Below are 15,755 nucleotides of genomic sequence, written 5' to 3' on the forward strand. Positions count from 1 at the left end.
GATATGACACCACTGCCGAAATGCTATTTTTACAGAAATCAATCAGGTATTGAGGGTGATTTTATCATAGCCGCGCCAGCGATAATTCAACAACGAGAGCAGCCAGAATAGCACGAAAGCGCCCACTACCCAGAAGCCCACATTCCCCATATGATCGTTAAGCGTGCTTACGGTCTGCCAAAATGTTCCGCTTAACTGTAACGCATCATCAATCAACCCCAGCGCCTCAAGCCCGCCAATCGCCAGCGCGACAATGACGGATGCGGCGGTAATGGTCATATTATAATAAAGCTTACGTAATGGATGCGAGAAAGCCCAACCGTAAGCGCCGACCATGACAAAGTTATCCAGGGAATCCACCAGCGCCATCCCGGCGGTAAACAGCACAGGAAAAATCATCATCGACCAGAGAGATAGCCCCTGGTTGGCTGCTGAAGCGGAAATGCCCAGCAATCCAACCTCGGTTGCGGTATCAAATCCCAGACCAAACAGAAAACCGACAAAATACATATGCCAACTGGAAGTGACCAAACGAAACGTACGCTGAAATATACGCGTCATCAGCCCGCCAGGTATCGCCTCGTCATGCGCCCTCACTGACTCGCCGCGGGTAACCGAGCGAAATTGCCGCCAGACGTTGAACAAAATAAACAGGTTAAGCAGGGCCATCGCCAGCAGAAAAAAAGCGGAAACAGCCGTACCGATCAATGAACCATATTGATGCAAAACATCAATACGATCGCGAAATGCCATCGACGTCACAACAATCGCCAGACATGCCAGAACGACAATGGTCGAATGACCCAATGAAAAAAACGCCCCCACGCCTAAAGGCGTTTTACCCTGCTGCATCAGTTTACGGGTGACGGTATCGATGGCTGCGATATGATCGGCATCAACCGCATGACGCAGCCCAAAGCTATACGCCAGTATGGCTGCACTTAGCATGACTGCATGGTGATGAAAAACACAGAACGCCCAAATCCAGGCCAGGATGTTAACCCCGACAAGAAAGACGGTTAATGCTATTCCCCGTCGTTTAGTATGATTATTCATGCCCCTGCACCCACTATATTTTTAATTAACGCTACGGTTTGTAGGGGGAATGTATGATCATTTGATTAAAACGTCACACCTCAAGATGCGACTTTTTGTAAACGTGCTTTACCGCTGACACATTTGTGCGCATTACTGCGGAACAAGGCTTAAAAAGCGTATCCGAACGTATAACCCTCCCAACGCTTCGCTACGGGAAAAATGGGGATGAGTACGGTGCAGGCGTGCGATATCATTGACCAAAGCCAGACCAATGCCCGCCCCGGCCACATTTCCTACGTTATCGAGCCGGTGGAACGGCTGTAGCGCCAGATGGATGTGTTCATCATCAATGCCGGGGCCGCTATCTTCGACAACCAGCGTCACGGCATCGCCATCCCGTTCAAGCCGCGCGGTGACGATGCCTTGCTCAGGCGTGTATTTCAGCGCATTATCCAGCAAGTTTCCGCACAGCTCGCTAAGCAGTACCTCATCCCCCTCGATCCACATCGCTTCCTGTTCGCCTTCGTAGCCCAGGTCGATATGTTTACTCCGCGCCTGCGCCAGGCGGGTAAAGCAGCCGCTCTGTACGATATCGTACAGATTCACCGGTGAAAAGCGCCGCTCTCCCTGCTCTTTATGCTTTACCGCAGAAAGTTGCAACAATCTTTCCGTGAGCTGAATGGTACTATCCAGCGTTACGCTCATCGCCTGCAGACTTTCGTACCAGTGATGAGGGTGCTGGCTGGCTAACGCCACCGCCGCCTGCGTTTTTAACACCGCCAGCGGCGTTTTTAACTGGTGAGAAGCATCGGCACTAAAGCGTTCCTGCCGGGAAAGGATGCCGCGGAGCCTGTCAATGTAGCGATTAAACGCCACGATTAACAAGCGTGTTTCCGACCACGGCAGCAGTTCCGGCAGCGGCGTTAGCAGACCCGGTTCGCGGCGTACCATTAATGACGAAAGTTGACGCATAGGGCGCAGGATCCGGCGTAATAACCAGCCAACCAGCACCAGGGTCAGCAACACCAGCAGCCCCTGTGAGATCCAGGAAGAGAACAGCAGTTGGCCCGCCAGATAACGACGGGACTGCAGCGTCTCTGCGACATAAATCTCCGCCATGCCGATAATACCGCCTTCGTTGACCGGCTGTAGCAAACGCGCCACGCGGATCGCCTCGCCGCGATACTCGGTATGATAGAACCACGCCAGCGCCGGATAAAGCCGGGTACGGGGCGTAGCGGGCGGCATGGCAGGCAGATCGTCATAACCGGAAATGACCTTCCCGGAAGGGTCGACGACTTTGTAATAGAGTCGATCATTCATATTAAGCTCGAAGCTATCCAGCACCACCCAGGGCACGTTAACTTCCAGATGGTTATTGCGCACCACCAGCCGTTCCGATACCGTTCGCGCCGAGGAGAGCAACGTACGATCATAAGCCTGAGTGGCGGCCTGTAGTGCATTGACATAGCTGTTAAACGCCGACAGCCCCCATAGCAGAATCAGCGGCAACCCCAGGAACAGCAAGAGTTGCAGGTACAACGATTGCGGCTTAACCCACTTCATCGCCGCGCTCCAGCACATAACCCAGGCCGCGCAGCGTCGTAATTCGTACATCGCTTCCCTGGAGTTTTTTACGCAGTCGATGAATATAAAGTTCGATGCTTTCAGGGCTTACCTCATCGTTCAGGCTGAACACCTGTTCAAAAAGCTGCTGACGCGAAACCGGCCGCGTTCGTCGGTACATCAATACGGTTAAGAGCGCCTGCTCACGCGGCGTCAGCGCTAACGGTTGTCCCTGTAACAGAAAATACCCTTCATCATGAAAGATCAATTCCCCCAGTTGCTGAACTTCATGAACCTGCCCAGCGCTGCGTCGGAGCAAGGCCCGTAAACGGGCATCCAGTTCTTCCAGTTCAAAGGGTTTCGGCAGATAGTCATCGGCGCCGACGTTGAGACCTTTTACGCGATCCGCCACCGCGCTTCGCGCCGTGAGCAGCAAAACGGGCAAGGTCTGACCGCGTTTACGCAGCCGTTGCACCACCTCCAGTCCATCCATTCCCGGCATATTGATATCCAGCACCGCCAGCGCGTACATTTCACTGTGCAGAAGATGGTCAGCCGCCAGGCCGTCAAATACGCAGTCCACGGCAAAGCCGTTTTGCACCAGCGCTTTCTCCAGCCAGTGAGCCAGCTCACGGTTATCTTCCGCCAATAAGAGACGCATATCACATCCTGTAAAGTTTCTGCCGCATTGAAAGGGAATTGAAAGGTTATTGTTTTAACAATCACGCAACCGAACTGCTACATGTCGGCTCACATAATCACAAAAATCTTCTTCCGAACCTGAAAAATCCGGACGTCCGGCGTGAGGATAAAAAATGAAAAAACAATTACTTCGTACCCTTACTGCAAGCATTTTATTAATGAGTACCTCTGTTCTGGCGCAGGAGGCGCCGTCGCGAACGGAATGTATCGCGCCAGCCAAACCTGGCGGCGGTTTCGACCTCACCTGTAAGCTGATTCAGGTGAGTTTGCTGGAGACTGGCGCTATCGAGAAACCCATGCGGGTAACGTATATGCCCGGCGGCGTCGGCGCTGTGGCCTATAACGCGATAGTCGCTCAACGCCCTGGCGAACCCGGGACTGTGGTCGCCTTTTCCGGCGGTTCGCTGCTCAACCTGTCGCAGGGGAAATTTGGTCGCTACGGCGTGGATGATGTGCGCTGGCTGGCAAGCGTGGGCACTGATTACGGCATGATCGCCGTGCGTGCGGATTCCCCGTGGAAAACGCTGAAAGATCTGATGACAGCGATGGAAAAAGATCCCAACAGCGTGGTCATTGGCGCTGGCGCCTCTATTGGCAGCCAGGACTGGATGAAGTCGGCGTTGCTGGCGCAAAAGGCGAACGTCGACCCGCACAAGATGCGCTACGTTGCCTTTGAGGGCGGCGGCGAGCCGGTGACGGCATTAATGGGCAACCATGTTCAGGTTGTCTCCGGCGATCTCAGTGAAATGGTGCCTTATCTGGGCGGCGACAAAATCCGCGTGCTTGCCGTCTTTTCAGAAAATCGTCTGCCGGGCCAGCTTGCCAATATCCCTACCGCTAAAGAACAGGGCTACGACCTGGTGTGGCCGATTATTCGCGGCTTCTACGTCGGCCCCAAAGTCAGCGATGCCGATTACCAGTGGTGGGTGGATACCTTCAAGAAGCTCCAGCAAACCGACGAGTTTAAAAAGCAGCGCGATCTGCGCGGCCTGTTTGAGTTCGACATGACCGGCCAGCAGCTCGATGACTACGTGAAAAAACAGGTTACTGATTACCGTGAACAGGCGAAAGCCTTCGGACTCGCGAAATAATCGCGGAGGCAATGATGAGCGATCGTATCTTTGCGGGTATCTGGCTGTTGCTCTGTATCGCCGGGCTATTCATCGCCTGGCAGATCCAAAGCGAATACAGCTATGAACCCGTCGGCCCCCGCCCTTTTCCGCTGGGGATTATCGGCCTGATGGCGCTCTGCGCGCTGGCGCTGTTATTGCGCCATCCCGACACGGTTAGCTGGCCGCGCCGCCATGTTCTGCAAAAGCTAATTACCATGATCATCATCTTGTTGATGTATGCCTGGGGATTCGAATGGCTGGGTTTTCCCATCGCCACCGCGCTTCTCACCATGGTTATCGGGATGCTGTTCGGCGCCACGATTCCGGCGGCGGGTATCTCCGGCGCGGTATTAGGTATTCTGCTGTGGTATGCCTTTGACCGGCTGCTTGATGTCACCTTACCTCTCGGCGCCTGGCTGAGTTAACGGAGCAACGATGGATACCTGGATATATCTTTCTCAGGGTTTTGCGGTGGCGATGACGCCGGAAAACCTGGTTATCGCGTTGATTGGCTGCTTCGTGGGCACGATCGTCGGTCTGCTGCCGGGCCTGGGACCGATCAACGGCGTGGCAATCTTACTGCCGCTGGCCTTTGCGTTGCATCTGCCTGCGGAGTCGGCGCTAATTCTGCTGGCGACGGTGTACATTGGCTGTGAGTATGGCGGCAGGATCTCCTCCATATTGCTCAACGTCCCCGGCGATGCGGCGGCGATCATGACGGCGCTGGACGGTTACCCAATGGCGCAGCAAGGGAAAGGCGGCGTAGCGCTGTCGATTTCCGCAGTCAGCTCATTTTTCGGTTCATTAATCGCTATCGGCGGCATCATTCTGTTCGCCCCTTTACTGGCGCAATGGTCGCTGGCCTTTGGTCCTGCGGAATATTTCGCCTTAATGGTTTTTGCCATCGCCTGTCTTGGCAGCATGATGGCGCAAAACCCGCTTAAATCATTTCTGGCAGCGCTGATCGGTCTTGGCCTTGCGACCGTCGGCGTCGACGCCAACACCGGGGTTTATCGCTTTACCTTTGACAGCGTTCATCTTTCCGACGGCGTACAGTTTATCGTCGTGGTGATCGGCCTGTTCTCGGTATCAGAAATACTTTTAATGCTGGAACATACCAGCAGCGGGCAAACAATGGTCCGCAAAACGGGTCGAATGTTATTCAACCTGAAAGAAGGCGCGCAGTGTATCGGCACCACCCTGCGTTCTTCGGTAATCGGCTTTTTTGTCGGCGTATTGCCCGGCGCCGGGGCGACCATCGCCAGCGCCATTACCTATATGACCGAGAAAAAACTCAGCGGCAACAGCGATAGCTTCGGCAAAGGGGATATTCGCGGCGTCGCGGCTCCGGAGGCGGCAAACAACGCCTCTGCCTGCGGCTCCTTCATCCCGATGCTGACGCTGGGCGTTCCCGGTTCCGGCACTACGGCAGTGATGATGGGGGCGCTGACGCTGTACAACATCACGCCAGGCCCGGCGATGTTCACCGAACAGCCGGATATCGTCTGGGGACTCATCGCTGCGCTGCTGATTGCGAACGTGATGCTGCTGATCATGAATATCCCGTTGATCGGTCTGTTCACCCGTATGCTCACCATTCCGCTGTGGTTCCTGGTACCCGCCATCGCTGCCGTATCGGCGGTAGGGGTGTATGCGGTACACAGCACCACCTTCGATCTGGTGCTGATGGTCGCGCTCGGCGTGTTAGGGTACATTTTACGTAAAATGCACTTCCCCATGTCGCCGCTGATCCTGGGATTCGTACTGGGGGAAATGCTGGAGCAGAACCTGCGCCGCGCACTCTCCATCAGTAACGGCAATATGGCGATTTTGTGGCAAAGCGGCGTTGCCAAAGCCCTGCTGATCATGGCGATCATGGTCATTGTCGTACCGCCAGTGTTACGTCTGATCCGTAAACACAGCCGTAAACCGCAGGTTGACGCCGGTTAATTGACTGCTGAAATACGTTGTACTTGTCCGGCCTACGCGCTCATGTGCCAGGCCGGGCAACCCCGCCAGCATCACTCTCCCCATAACTCGCTCATTTTACCCCCTTCTTGCCGTTGTCAGGCTCGTGGCGCCGTTAACCTCACCCTTCGCATTGTTAAATATTTGTTGTTTTTTATCACAATAATTAAACAAAAACGGTTATTTCATACGCGTTCCTGGAAAATGTCGATATTTTTAATTTATGGCTACGAAATGAGCATCGCCATGTCTCCCTGACCATCTTACCGAGAGGAATGATTCTGATGAATGCACTGACTGCCGTAAAAGCGAACACAGATGATTTAGCCCAACGCCATACTGGTTTCACTCTTGCCCCTTCGGCGCAGTCGCCGCGCCTGCTGGCGTTAACGTTTACGGCGGATACCACAAGACAATTTCTCCACCAGGTTGCGCAGTGGCCGGTGCAGGCGCTGGAATACAAATCTTTCTTACGTTTTAAAATCGGCAAGATCCTCGACGATCTGTGCGGCAATCAGCTACAACCGCTGTTGATCAAAACGCTCCTCAACCGTGCACAAGGCGCGCTGTTGATCAGCGCCGAAGGGATCGATGATGTCGCACAGGCAGAAGAGATGGTCAAACTGGCGACGGCGGTGGCGCATCTTATTGGTCGCTCCAACTACGATGCGATGAGCGGCCAGTATTACGCGCGTTTCGTGGTCAAAAACGTCGACAACTCCGACAGTTATCTGCGCCAGCCCCACCGCGTAATGGAACTGCACAATGACGGTACCTATGTTGAGGAGGTGACCGACTACGTGCTGATGATGAAAATCGACGAACAAAATATGGAAGGCGGTAATTCGCTGCTGCTGCACCTTGATGACTGGGAACATCTGGAGTCGTTTTTTACCCATCCGCTGGCGCGTCGCGTCATGCGCTGGGCGGCGCCGCCAAGCAAGAATGTTAGCCATGACGTCTGGCACCCGGTGTTTGATGTCGACCAACAAGGCCGCCCGGTCATGCGTTATATCGACCAGTTCGTCCAGCCAAAAGACTTTGAAGAAGGCGTCTGGCTCAGCGAGCTTTCAGACGCGCTGGAAACCAGTAAAAACATCCTCTCCGTGCCGGTACCGGTCGGCAAATTCCTGCTGATTAACAATCTGTTCTGGCTACATGGACGCGATCGTTTTACGCCGCATCCTGACTTGCGTCGCGAACTGATGCGCCAGCGCGGTTACTTCGCCTACGCCGCCAGCCATTATCAAACTCACCAGTAAGCGCCACGGCGAAGGAATTACGCGATGTATGATTTTGTGATTATCGGCGGCGGCATTATCGGCATGTCGACCGCCATGCAACTTATTGATCTCTACCCGGATGCACGCATCGCGTTGCTGGAAAAAGAGTCCGCGCCAGCCTGCCACCAGACCGGGCATAACAGCGGCGTGATCCATGCCGGGGTGTACTACACGCCCGGCAGCCTCAAAGCGCGGTTTTGTCTGGCGGGCAATCAGGCGACCAAAACCTTTTGCGATCAAAACAACATCCGCTACGACACCTGCGGCAAAATGTTGGTCGCCACCTCGGAGCTGGAAATGGCGCGGATGCGCGCGCTATGGGAGCGGACGGCGGCCAACGGCTTAGAGCGCGAGTGGTTAAGCGCGGCGGAGCTGCGTGAACGCGAACCCAATATCATTGGCCTGGGCGGGATTTTTGTCCCTTCCAGCGGGATTGTCAGCTATCGCGATGTCGCGACGGCCATGGCGAACCGCTTTCAGGCCAAAGGCGGCGAGATCATCTACCATGCCGAGGTCAGCGCGCTGACAGAACATGCCGCTGGCGTTGTTATTCGCACCTCGCAAGGTCGGGAAATCGAAACCGCTACGCTTATCGGCTGTGCAGGACTGATGGCGGATCGGCTGGTCAAAATGCTGGGCGTGGAGCCCGGTTTTATTATCTGCCCTTTCCGCGGCGAGTACTTTCGTCTGGCCCCGCGACACAACCGGATCGTTAACCATTTGATCTACCCGATCCCCGATCCGGCAATGCCGTTTCTCGGCGTCCATCTTACCCGCATGATCGACGGCAGCGTTACGGTCGGGCCGAATGCGGTGCTGGCGCTTAAACGCGAAGGCTACCGTAAGCGCGACGTTTCCTTCACCGACACCCTGGAGATTTTCCGCTCCGCCGGCATTCGCCGCGTACTGCAAAACCATCTGCTTTCCGGGCTGGGCGAGATGAAAAACTCGCTGTGCAAAAGCGGCTATTTGCGGCGAGTACAAAAGTATTGCCCCAGCCTGACCGTCAACGATCTCCAGCCCTGGCCGGCAGGCGTGCGGGCGCAGGCGGTTTCACCGGACGGCAAACTGATTGATGATTTTCTGTTTGTCACGACGCCGCGTTCCATTCACACCTGTAACGCCCCCTCCCCGGCGGCGACATCCGCGATACCTATCGGCGCGCATATCGTCAGCAAAGTTCAGGCGCTACGCGAAAGCCAGAGCAACCCCGGACGTGCGCTGCGTGCAGCACGCAGCGTGGACGCACTACACGCCGCATTTACCCGTTAACCCTTCAGACAGGAAGCAATTATGCAACTTAACGACTCTACCCTGTTCCGCCAGCAGGCCTTTATCGATGGCGACTGGCGCGACGCGCGCGGCGGCGATGTCATCCCCGTGAGCAACCCCGCCAACGGGAAACCGCTCGGCAATGTGCCCAAAATGGGGGCGGAAGAGACGCGCGACGCCATCGACGCCGCCAATCGCGCCCTGCCCGCCTGGCGCGCGCTCACCGCCAAAGAGCGAGCCAATATCCTGCGTCGCTGGTTCAATCTGATGATGGAACATCAGGACGATTTGGCGCGTCTGATGACGCTGGAACAGGGTAAACCGCTGGCGGAAGCGAAAGGCGAAATTAGCTACGCCGCCTCGTTTATTGAATGGTTCGCCGAAGAGGGGAAGCGTATCTATGGCGACACGATTCCAGGTCATCAGGCCGATAAACGGCTGCTGGTGATTAAACAGCCCATCGGCGTCACCGCCGCGATTACCCCGTGGAACTTTCCCTCGGCAATGATCACCCGTAAAGCCGGCCCCGCGCTGGCCGCAGGCTGCACAATGGTACTCAAACCCGCCAGCCAGACGCCGTTTTCCGCGCTGGCGCTGGCGGAACTGGCCCGGCGCGCCGGAATTCCCGCAGGCGTATTTAACGTCGTTACCGGTTCGGCTGGCGATATCGGCGGCGAGCTGACCAGCAACCCGCTGGTACGCAAACTGTCGTTTACCGGCTCGACGGAGATTGGCCGCCAGCTAATGGAACAATGCGCCAAAGACATTAAAAAAGTATCGCTGGAGTTGGGCGGCAATGCGCCGTTTATCGTCTTTGACGATGCCGATCTGGATAAAGCCGTTGAGGGCGCGCTGGCTTCGAAGTTTCGCAACGCCGGGCAGACCTGTGTCTGCGCCAATAGATTGTATGTTCAGGACGGCGTTTACGATCGTTTTGCGGAAAAACTCAACCAGGCGGTAAATAAGCTCGCGGTCGGTGACGGCCTGCAAGCCGACGTCGCTATCGGGCCGCTGATTGATGAAAAAGCCGTGGCGAAAGTCCAGGAACATATCGCCGACGCGCTGGAAAAAGGCGCCCGCGTCATTACGGGCGGTGAAGCGCACAAATTGGGCGGCAACTTCTTTCAACCGACCATTCTGGCGGATGTTCCTGATAACGCGAAAGTCGCCAAAGAAGAGACATTCGGGCCGCTCGCGCCTCTGTTCCGCTTCAGCGACGAGGCGGACGTCATCAGGCAGGCTAACGATACTGAATTCGGCCTGGCAGCCTATTTTTATGCACGCGATTTAAGCCGCGTTTTCCGCGTCGGCGAAGCGCTGGAATACGGCATCGTCGGTATTAATACCGGCATTATCTCCAACGAAGTCGCGCCTTTCGGCGGTATTAAGGCCTCCGGATTAGGCCGTGAAGGTTCCAAATACGGCATCGAAGATTATTTAGAAATCAAATATATGTGCATCGGCCTTTAACAGGAGAGTCGCTAATGAATACCAATAACGCTTTAATGCAGCGCCGTCATAACGCCGTTCCTCGCGGCGTGGGGCAGATTCACCCGATTTTCGCCGAGCGGGCGGAAAATTGTCGGGTCTGGGATGTCGAAGGCCGTGAGTATCTCGATTTCGCGGGCGGCATTGCCGTCCTGAACACCGGTCATTTACATCCGGGCATTGTTTCAGCGGTCGAAGCGCAGTTGAAGAAATTGTCGCATACCTGTTTTCAGGTGCTGGCCTATGAACCGTATCTGGCGTTGTGCGAACGCATGAACCAGAAGGTACCGGGCGATTTCGCCAAAAAAACGTTGCTGGTCACGACCGGTTCAGAAGCGGTTGAAAACGCGGTGAAAATCGCCCGCGCGGCGACAAAACGCAGCGGCGCTATCGCGTTTAGCGGCGCTTACCACGGTCGTACCCACTACACGCTCTCTCTGACCGGGAAAGTACACCCGTACTCTGCTGGTATGGGATTGATGCCAGGCCATGTCTACCGCGCGCTTTATCCTTGCCCGCTACACAACGTCAGCGACGACGACGCGATCGCCAGCATTGAACGCATCTTTAAAAATGATGCCGCGCCGGAAGATATCGCCGCCATTATTATTGAGCCGGTACAGGGCGAAGGCGGATTTTACGCCGCCTCTCCCGCGTTTATGCAGCGACTGCGCGCGCTATGCGACCAACACGGCATTATGTTGATTGCCGACGAAGTGCAAAGCGGCGCGGGCCGGACCGGTACGCTGTTCGCCATGGAACAGATGGGCGTTGCGGCAGATATTACCACGTTTGCGAAATCGATCGCCGGCGGCTTTCCGCTGGCAGGCGTTACCGGCCGGGCAGACGTGATGGACGCTATCGCGCCGGGCGGGCTGGGCGGCACCTATGCCGGAAACCCGATTGCCTGCGCCGCCGCGCTGGCGGTACTGGACATTTTCGAGCAGGAAAATTTACTGCAAAAGGCGAATACGCTTGGCAACACGCTGCGCGATGGCCTGATGGAGATAGCGGAAACGCACCGTGAGATTGGCGACGTGCGCGGACTGGGCGCCATGATCGCCATTGAGTTGTTTGAAAATGGCGACCCCGGCAAACCGAACGCGGCTCTGACCGCCGACATTGTGACCCGCGCCCGCGAGAAAGGGTTAATTCTGCTCTCCTGCGGTCCTTACTACAACATCTTGCGCATCCTCGTTCCACTCACTATTGAGGCCTCGCAGATTCGGCAAGGCCTGGAGATTATCGCCCAGTGCTTTGATGAGGCGAAACAAGCGTAATGTCCAATAAGCAGCGTCGGATGGCGACGTAACTGTCTTATCCGGCCTACAAAAACCGTTTCGATTGTAGGCCGAATAAGCCAGGCGCCATCCGGTAAACGAGCGCAATAACAATAAAGAGGTTTTAGGATGGGGCAATTGTCAGAATCACATACATTAGGGGGCGGGCTGAAATCACGCCACGTCACCATGTTATCGATCGCCGGCGTCATCGGCGCCAGCCTGTTTGTCGGTTCCAGCGTGGCGATTGCGGAGGCCGGCCCTGCGGTACTGCTGGCCTATCTGTTCGCAGGACTTTTAGTCGTCATGATTATGCGAATGCTGGCTGAAATGGCCGTCGCCACGCCAGATACCGGTTCTTTTTCCACCTATGCGGATAAAGCGATCGGCCCCTGGGCCGGATATACCATCGGCTGGTTATACTGGTGGTTTTGGGTGCTGGTTATTCCGCTGGAGGCCAATATTGCCGCCATTATTCTGAATTCATGGATACCAGGTATTCCGGTGTGGCTATTTTCATTAGTGATTACGCTTGCCTTAACCGGAAGCAATTTATTGAGCGTCAAAAATTACGGCGAATTCGAATTCTGGCTGGCGCTATGTAAAGTAATTGCCATTCTGGCGTTTATCGCGCTGGGCGCGACGGCGATTAGCGGTTTTTATCCGTATGCCGAGGTAAGCGGTATCTCCCGGCTCTGGGATCACGGCGGTTTTATGCCTAACGGCTTCGGCGCGGTGTTAAGCGCCATGTTGATCACCATGTTCTCTTTTATGGGCGCGGAAATCGTCACTATTGCTGCCGCGGAATCCGATACGCCGGATAAACATATTGTACGCGCCACCAATTCTGTTATCTGGCGAATTTCCATCTTTTACCTGTGTTCCATTTTTGTGGTGGTGGCGCTGATCCCGTGGAATATGCCGGGTCTGAAAAGCGTAGGTTCGTACCGCTCGGTACTGGAGCTGCTTCATATTCCGCACGCAAAATTCATTATGGACTGCGTGATTTTGTTGTCGGTGACCAGTTGTCTGAACTCCGCATTATATACCGCCTCCCGGATGCTCTATTCCCTTAGCCGCCGCGGCGATGCGCCTGCGATAATGGGAAAAACTAACCGTAGCAAAACGCCCTGGGTAGCGGTTCTCCTCTCTACCGGCGCGGCCTTTTTAACCGTTATCGTCAATTATTATGCCCCGGCAAAAGTGTTTAAATTTCTTATCGACAGTTCCGGCGCCATCGCGCTGCTGGTCTATCTGGTGATTGCGATTTCGCAATTGCGGATGCGTAAAATTCTGCTGGCGCAGGGCGGAGAAATTAAGCTGAAAATGTGGCTTTATCCGTGGCTCACCTGGCTGGTTATCGGCTTTATCTGCTTTGTCCTGGTGGTGATGCTGTTTCGACCGGCACAGCAACTAGAAGTCATTTCGACCGGGCTGTTAGGGCTGGGCATAATAGGTACTGTCCCCATTATGTCTCGCTGGAAAAAACTGATAAGGTGGCAAAAAGCCCCCCTGCAAAACCTACGTTAGTTATTCCCGGCGTCAGCCGGGAAGCTTCTCAGGAGTAAAAAATGACCGCCCTTTCCCAACCGACGGCCATAGATGGCTATCGCTGGCTTAAAAATGACATTATTCGCGGCACTTATCAGCCGGATGAGAAACTGCGGATGAGTTTATTAACCGCCCGCTATGCGCTCGGCGTAGGGCCGCTGCGTGAGGCGCTGTCGCAACTGGTGGCGGAACGGCTGGTCACCGTGGTGAATCAAAAAGGCTATCGCGTGGCATCCATGTCAGAGGCGGAACTCCTCGATATTTTTGACGCGCGCGCCAATATGGAAGCGATGCTGGTACGCCTGGCGATTGAACGCGGCGATGATGCGTGGGAGGCGGAGATCCTGGCGCGAGCGCATATGCTCAGTAAACTGGAAGCCAGCGATGCCAGTGAACATATGCTCGATGAATGGGATCAGCGCCACCAGGCGTTTCATTCCGCCATTGTCGCCGGGTGCGGCTCCCACTATCTGCTACAGATGCGCGAACGCTTATTTGACCTGGCGGCCCGCTACCGCTTTATTTGGTTACGTGAAACCGTTCTGTCCGTCGAGATGCTGGAAGATAAACATATCCAGCATCACACGCTAACCGAAGCGATACTGGCGCGCGAGGCGGCACGCGCCAGCGAATTAATGCGTCAGCATTTGCTGACGCCGATTCCCATTATTCGCCAGGCGATGGCAGGGAAAATGTAGCCTGGCGCGGCCTGATAGCCATTATTCTTCAGGAATACGCAACACTTGTCCCGGATATATTTTTTCCGGGCTTTTCAGCATCGGTTTATTTGCCTCGAAGATTTTATTATACAGATTGGCGTTACCATACACTTGCTTTGAAATAGCGCTCAGGGTGTCGCCTGATTTTACGGTATAAAACTGACTTTCAGCCGCCGGCGTCGTGGTTTTAACCTGATCGTCAACGCTGCTAATCCCGGCGATATTCCCCACGGCAACCAGAATTTTTTCTTTTGCCTCCTGACTCAGCCCATCACCCGTCACTGTCGCTTTTCCATCCGCAATTTGCACATTCACTTTGTCAGCGTCGGGTATTCCCGTTTTATTTAAATGTTCCTGGACTTTTTTCGCCTGATCGTCCTTATCATGATTAGCATTAGCGGTTACCGCGTCCCAGAGTTTTTCACCTGCATCTTTTACAAAATTGAAAAGTCCCATATTCACCTCGCTTGTCAAAAATACACACAAAGAAAAGTGTAGCAGAGGGAATGAGGTTATCCTGATAAGCGGCGCTTATGCGCCGCCGGTGGCCGGTAATTAATGACGCATCTGAACCCAAAATGCGTGGATAAGCCCCGGAATATATCCGAGTAATGTCAGCAGGATATTAAGGATAAATGCCCAACCGAACCCTTTTCCTAAAAGTACGCCGAGCGGAGGCAAAATAATCGTAAATACAATTCTCCAGAAACCCATATACACTCCATACAAGCAAAATTAGTCATTGTTTAAAAAGAGATTTTATCTCTAAGCATAGTCAGTTTACCTGAGCCTGCCAGTCGCGCGCCGCGCTTTTACCCTCCTTTACGCTCTTTACGCTGGCATTAGGTTGATGTTTATTTTAGAATTAACTAAATTTAGAAAATACTTAAATAACTATGACAGAGCTTGAACAACTTCAGGCCAGCGCAGAACAGGCGGCGGCCCTGCTCAAAGCGATGAGCCACCCAAAAAGATTACTGATTTTATGTATGCTTTGCGGTTCGCCAAAAACCAGCGCAGGCGAACTGGCGCGCATTACCGGGCTAAGCCCCTCCGCGACGTCGCAACATCTGGCGCGGATGCGAGAAGAAGGGCTGATTGATAGTCAACGCGATGCCCAGCGCATTCACTATTTCATTAAAAATGAGGCGGTTAATACGATTATCGCCACGTTAAAGAATCTCTATTGTCCATAAGGAGGCACGATGTCCATTGGGATAGTTTCCCCCCGTGAGGCGCAAGCGCTGATAGCGCAAGGCGCGAAACTGATTGATGTACGCGACGCCGACGAATATCTGCGCGAGCATATTCCACATGCGCAACTGGCGCCGCTCTCCCGGCTTGAACAGGGCGATTTGCCCGCCAACCTGCGAGCGGAACAGATTATTTTTCACTGTCAGTCAGGTAAACGAACCAGCAGCAATGCAGCAAAACTACAGGCCATTGCCGCCCCTGCTCAGGTCAGTCTACTGGAAGGCGGTATCGATGGATGGAAAGCGGCAGGATTGCCCGTCACAGAAGACAAATCGCAACCGTTGCCGCTGATGCGTCAGGTGCAAATCGCCGCCGGCGGGTTGACGTTGCTTGGGGTGATTCTGGGCTATACGGTCCACGGCGGCTTTTTCCTCATTAGCGGTTTTGTCGGGGCCGGGTTAATGCTGGCAGGCATGACCGGCTTCTGCGGAATGGCGCGACTACTGGAAAAAATGCCCTGGAATAGCCGTACTCATTAAGCGGTACCTTCACCGCGCGTCGGTAGGTGTGTAGTAGACTGAA

16 protein-coding genes are annotated in these 15,755 nt (G+C 54.6%); 11 read left to right on the forward strand and 5 right to left on the reverse strand.

What is annotated here, in order from left to right:
* Nucleotides 1-42 precede the first annotated feature (42 nt).
* From ACLD4F_RS08755 to tctD, 3 genes are all read right to left on the reverse strand, one after another.
* Nucleotides 43-1,056, reverse strand: coding sequence for a HoxN/HupN/NixA family nickel/cobalt transporter (locus ACLD4F_RS08755; protein ID WP_001059351.1), 1,014 nt, complete (start codon nucleotides 1,054-1,056; stop codon nucleotides 43-45).
* Nucleotides 1,057-1,188: 132 nt separating this feature from the next.
* Nucleotides 1,189-2,604: a sensor histidine kinase gene (locus ACLD4F_RS08760; RefSeq protein ID WP_000872338.1), complete on the reverse strand. Its 1,416-nt coding sequence runs from the start codon at nucleotides 2,602-2,604 to the stop codon at nucleotides 1,189-1,191.
* Entirely contained in the window at nucleotides 2,591-3,265 is a 675-nt protein-coding gene (gene tctD, locus ACLD4F_RS08765) for a transcriptional regulator TctD (protein WP_001237934.1), read from the reverse strand. The genes ACLD4F_RS08760 and tctD overlap by 14 nt, the downstream gene beginning before the upstream one ends.
* 154 nt (nucleotides 3,266-3,419) lie before the next feature.
* Here tctD and ACLD4F_RS08770 point away from each other — a divergent pair, with 154 nt between their 5' ends.
* The 9 genes from ACLD4F_RS08770 (at nucleotide 3,420) to csiR (ending at nucleotide 13,958) form a co-directional block, all read left to right on the forward strand.
* Nucleotides 3,420-4,397, forward strand: coding sequence for a Bug family tripartite tricarboxylate transporter substrate binding protein (locus tag ACLD4F_RS08770; RefSeq protein WP_000744413.1), 978 nt, complete (start codon nucleotides 3,420-3,422; stop codon nucleotides 4,395-4,397).
* A gap of 11 nt (nucleotides 4,398-4,408) precedes the next feature.
* Complete coding sequence (locus tag ACLD4F_RS08775; RefSeq protein ID WP_001574835.1) at nucleotides 4,409-4,843, forward strand: tripartite tricarboxylate transporter TctB family protein; 435 nt, start codon at nucleotides 4,409-4,411, stop codon at nucleotides 4,841-4,843.
* Between the two features lie 10 nt (nucleotides 4,844-4,853).
* Nucleotides 4,854-6,368 carry a tripartite tricarboxylate transporter permease gene (locus ACLD4F_RS08780; RefSeq protein ID WP_000382034.1) on the forward strand — a complete coding sequence of 505 codons (1,515 nt, stop codon included), beginning with the start codon at nucleotides 4,854-4,856 and terminating at the stop codon, nucleotides 6,366-6,368.
* A 302-nt stretch (nucleotides 6,369-6,670) separates the two neighbouring features.
* A complete protein-coding gene (gene glaH, locus ACLD4F_RS08785; protein ID WP_139763199.1) occupies nucleotides 6,671-7,648 on the forward strand; it encodes a glutarate dioxygenase GlaH in 978 nt (325 codons plus the stop codon).
* 24 nt (nucleotides 7,649-7,672) lie between these two features.
* A complete protein-coding gene (gene lhgO / locus ACLD4F_RS08790) occupies nucleotides 7,673-8,941 on the forward strand; it encodes an L-2-hydroxyglutarate oxidase (protein ID WP_063808936.1) in 1,269 nt (422 codons plus the stop codon).
* 21 nt (nucleotides 8,942-8,962) lie between these two features.
* On the forward strand, nucleotides 8,963-10,411 hold the full coding sequence (gabD, locus tag ACLD4F_RS08795; RefSeq protein ID WP_001176523.1) for an NADP-dependent succinate-semialdehyde dehydrogenase: 1,449 nt from the start codon (nucleotides 8,963-8,965) through the stop codon (nucleotides 10,409-10,411).
* 14 nt (nucleotides 10,412-10,425) lie between these two features.
* Nucleotides 10,426-11,709, forward strand: coding sequence for a 4-aminobutyrate--2-oxoglutarate transaminase (gene gabT, locus ACLD4F_RS08800; protein WP_001524490.1), 1,284 nt, complete (start codon nucleotides 10,426-10,428; stop codon nucleotides 11,707-11,709).
* A gap of 129 nt (nucleotides 11,710-11,838) precedes the next feature.
* Complete coding sequence (gene gabP, locus ACLD4F_RS08805; protein ID WP_411010797.1) at nucleotides 11,839-13,239, forward strand: GABA permease; 1,401 nt, start codon at nucleotides 11,839-11,841, stop codon at nucleotides 13,237-13,239.
* A 41-nt stretch (nucleotides 13,240-13,280) separates the two neighbouring features.
* Nucleotides 13,281-13,958, forward strand: a complete 678-nt coding sequence (gene csiR / locus ACLD4F_RS08810) for a DNA-binding transcriptional regulator CsiR (protein WP_000126152.1) — start codon at nucleotides 13,281-13,283, stop codon at nucleotides 13,956-13,958.
* A gap of 21 nt (nucleotides 13,959-13,979) precedes the next feature.
* On the opposite strand, the gene lysM is transcribed toward csiR, so the two are convergent.
* Together lysM and ACLD4F_RS08820 are read right to left on the reverse strand one after the other, a co-directional pair.
* The gene (gene lysM, locus ACLD4F_RS08815) at nucleotides 13,980-14,435 is read right to left on the reverse strand and encodes a peptidoglycan-binding protein LysM (RefSeq protein WP_079943989.1); all 456 of its coding nucleotides are present in this window, start codon (nucleotides 14,433-14,435) and stop codon (nucleotides 13,980-13,982) included.
* A gap of 99 nt (nucleotides 14,436-14,534) precedes the next feature.
* Nucleotides 14,535-14,693 (reverse strand): YqaE/Pmp3 family membrane protein, encoded by a 159-nt coding sequence (locus ACLD4F_RS08820; RefSeq protein WP_000508175.1) that lies wholly within the window; start codon nucleotides 14,691-14,693, stop codon nucleotides 14,535-14,537.
* 182 nt (nucleotides 14,694-14,875) lie between these two features.
* Between ACLD4F_RS08820 and ACLD4F_RS08825 the strand changes: the two genes are divergently transcribed.
* Nucleotides 14,876-15,175 carry an ArsR/SmtB family transcription factor gene (locus tag ACLD4F_RS08825; RefSeq protein ID WP_000137432.1) on the forward strand — a complete coding sequence of 100 codons (300 nt, stop codon included), beginning with the start codon at nucleotides 14,876-14,878 and terminating at the stop codon, nucleotides 15,173-15,175.
* Nucleotides 15,176-15,184: 9 nt separating this feature from the next.
* Complete coding sequence (locus ACLD4F_RS08830) at nucleotides 15,185-15,712, forward strand: rhodanese family protein (protein WP_001607345.1); 528 nt, start codon at nucleotides 15,185-15,187, stop codon at nucleotides 15,710-15,712.
* The last annotated feature ends 43 nt before the right edge of the window (nucleotides 15,713-15,755 follow it).

This window comes from Salmonella sp. 741265050_HSA (assembly GCF_046569445.1).
Lineage (GTDB): Bacteria > Pseudomonadota > Gammaproteobacteria > Enterobacterales > Enterobacteriaceae > Salmonella > Salmonella enterica.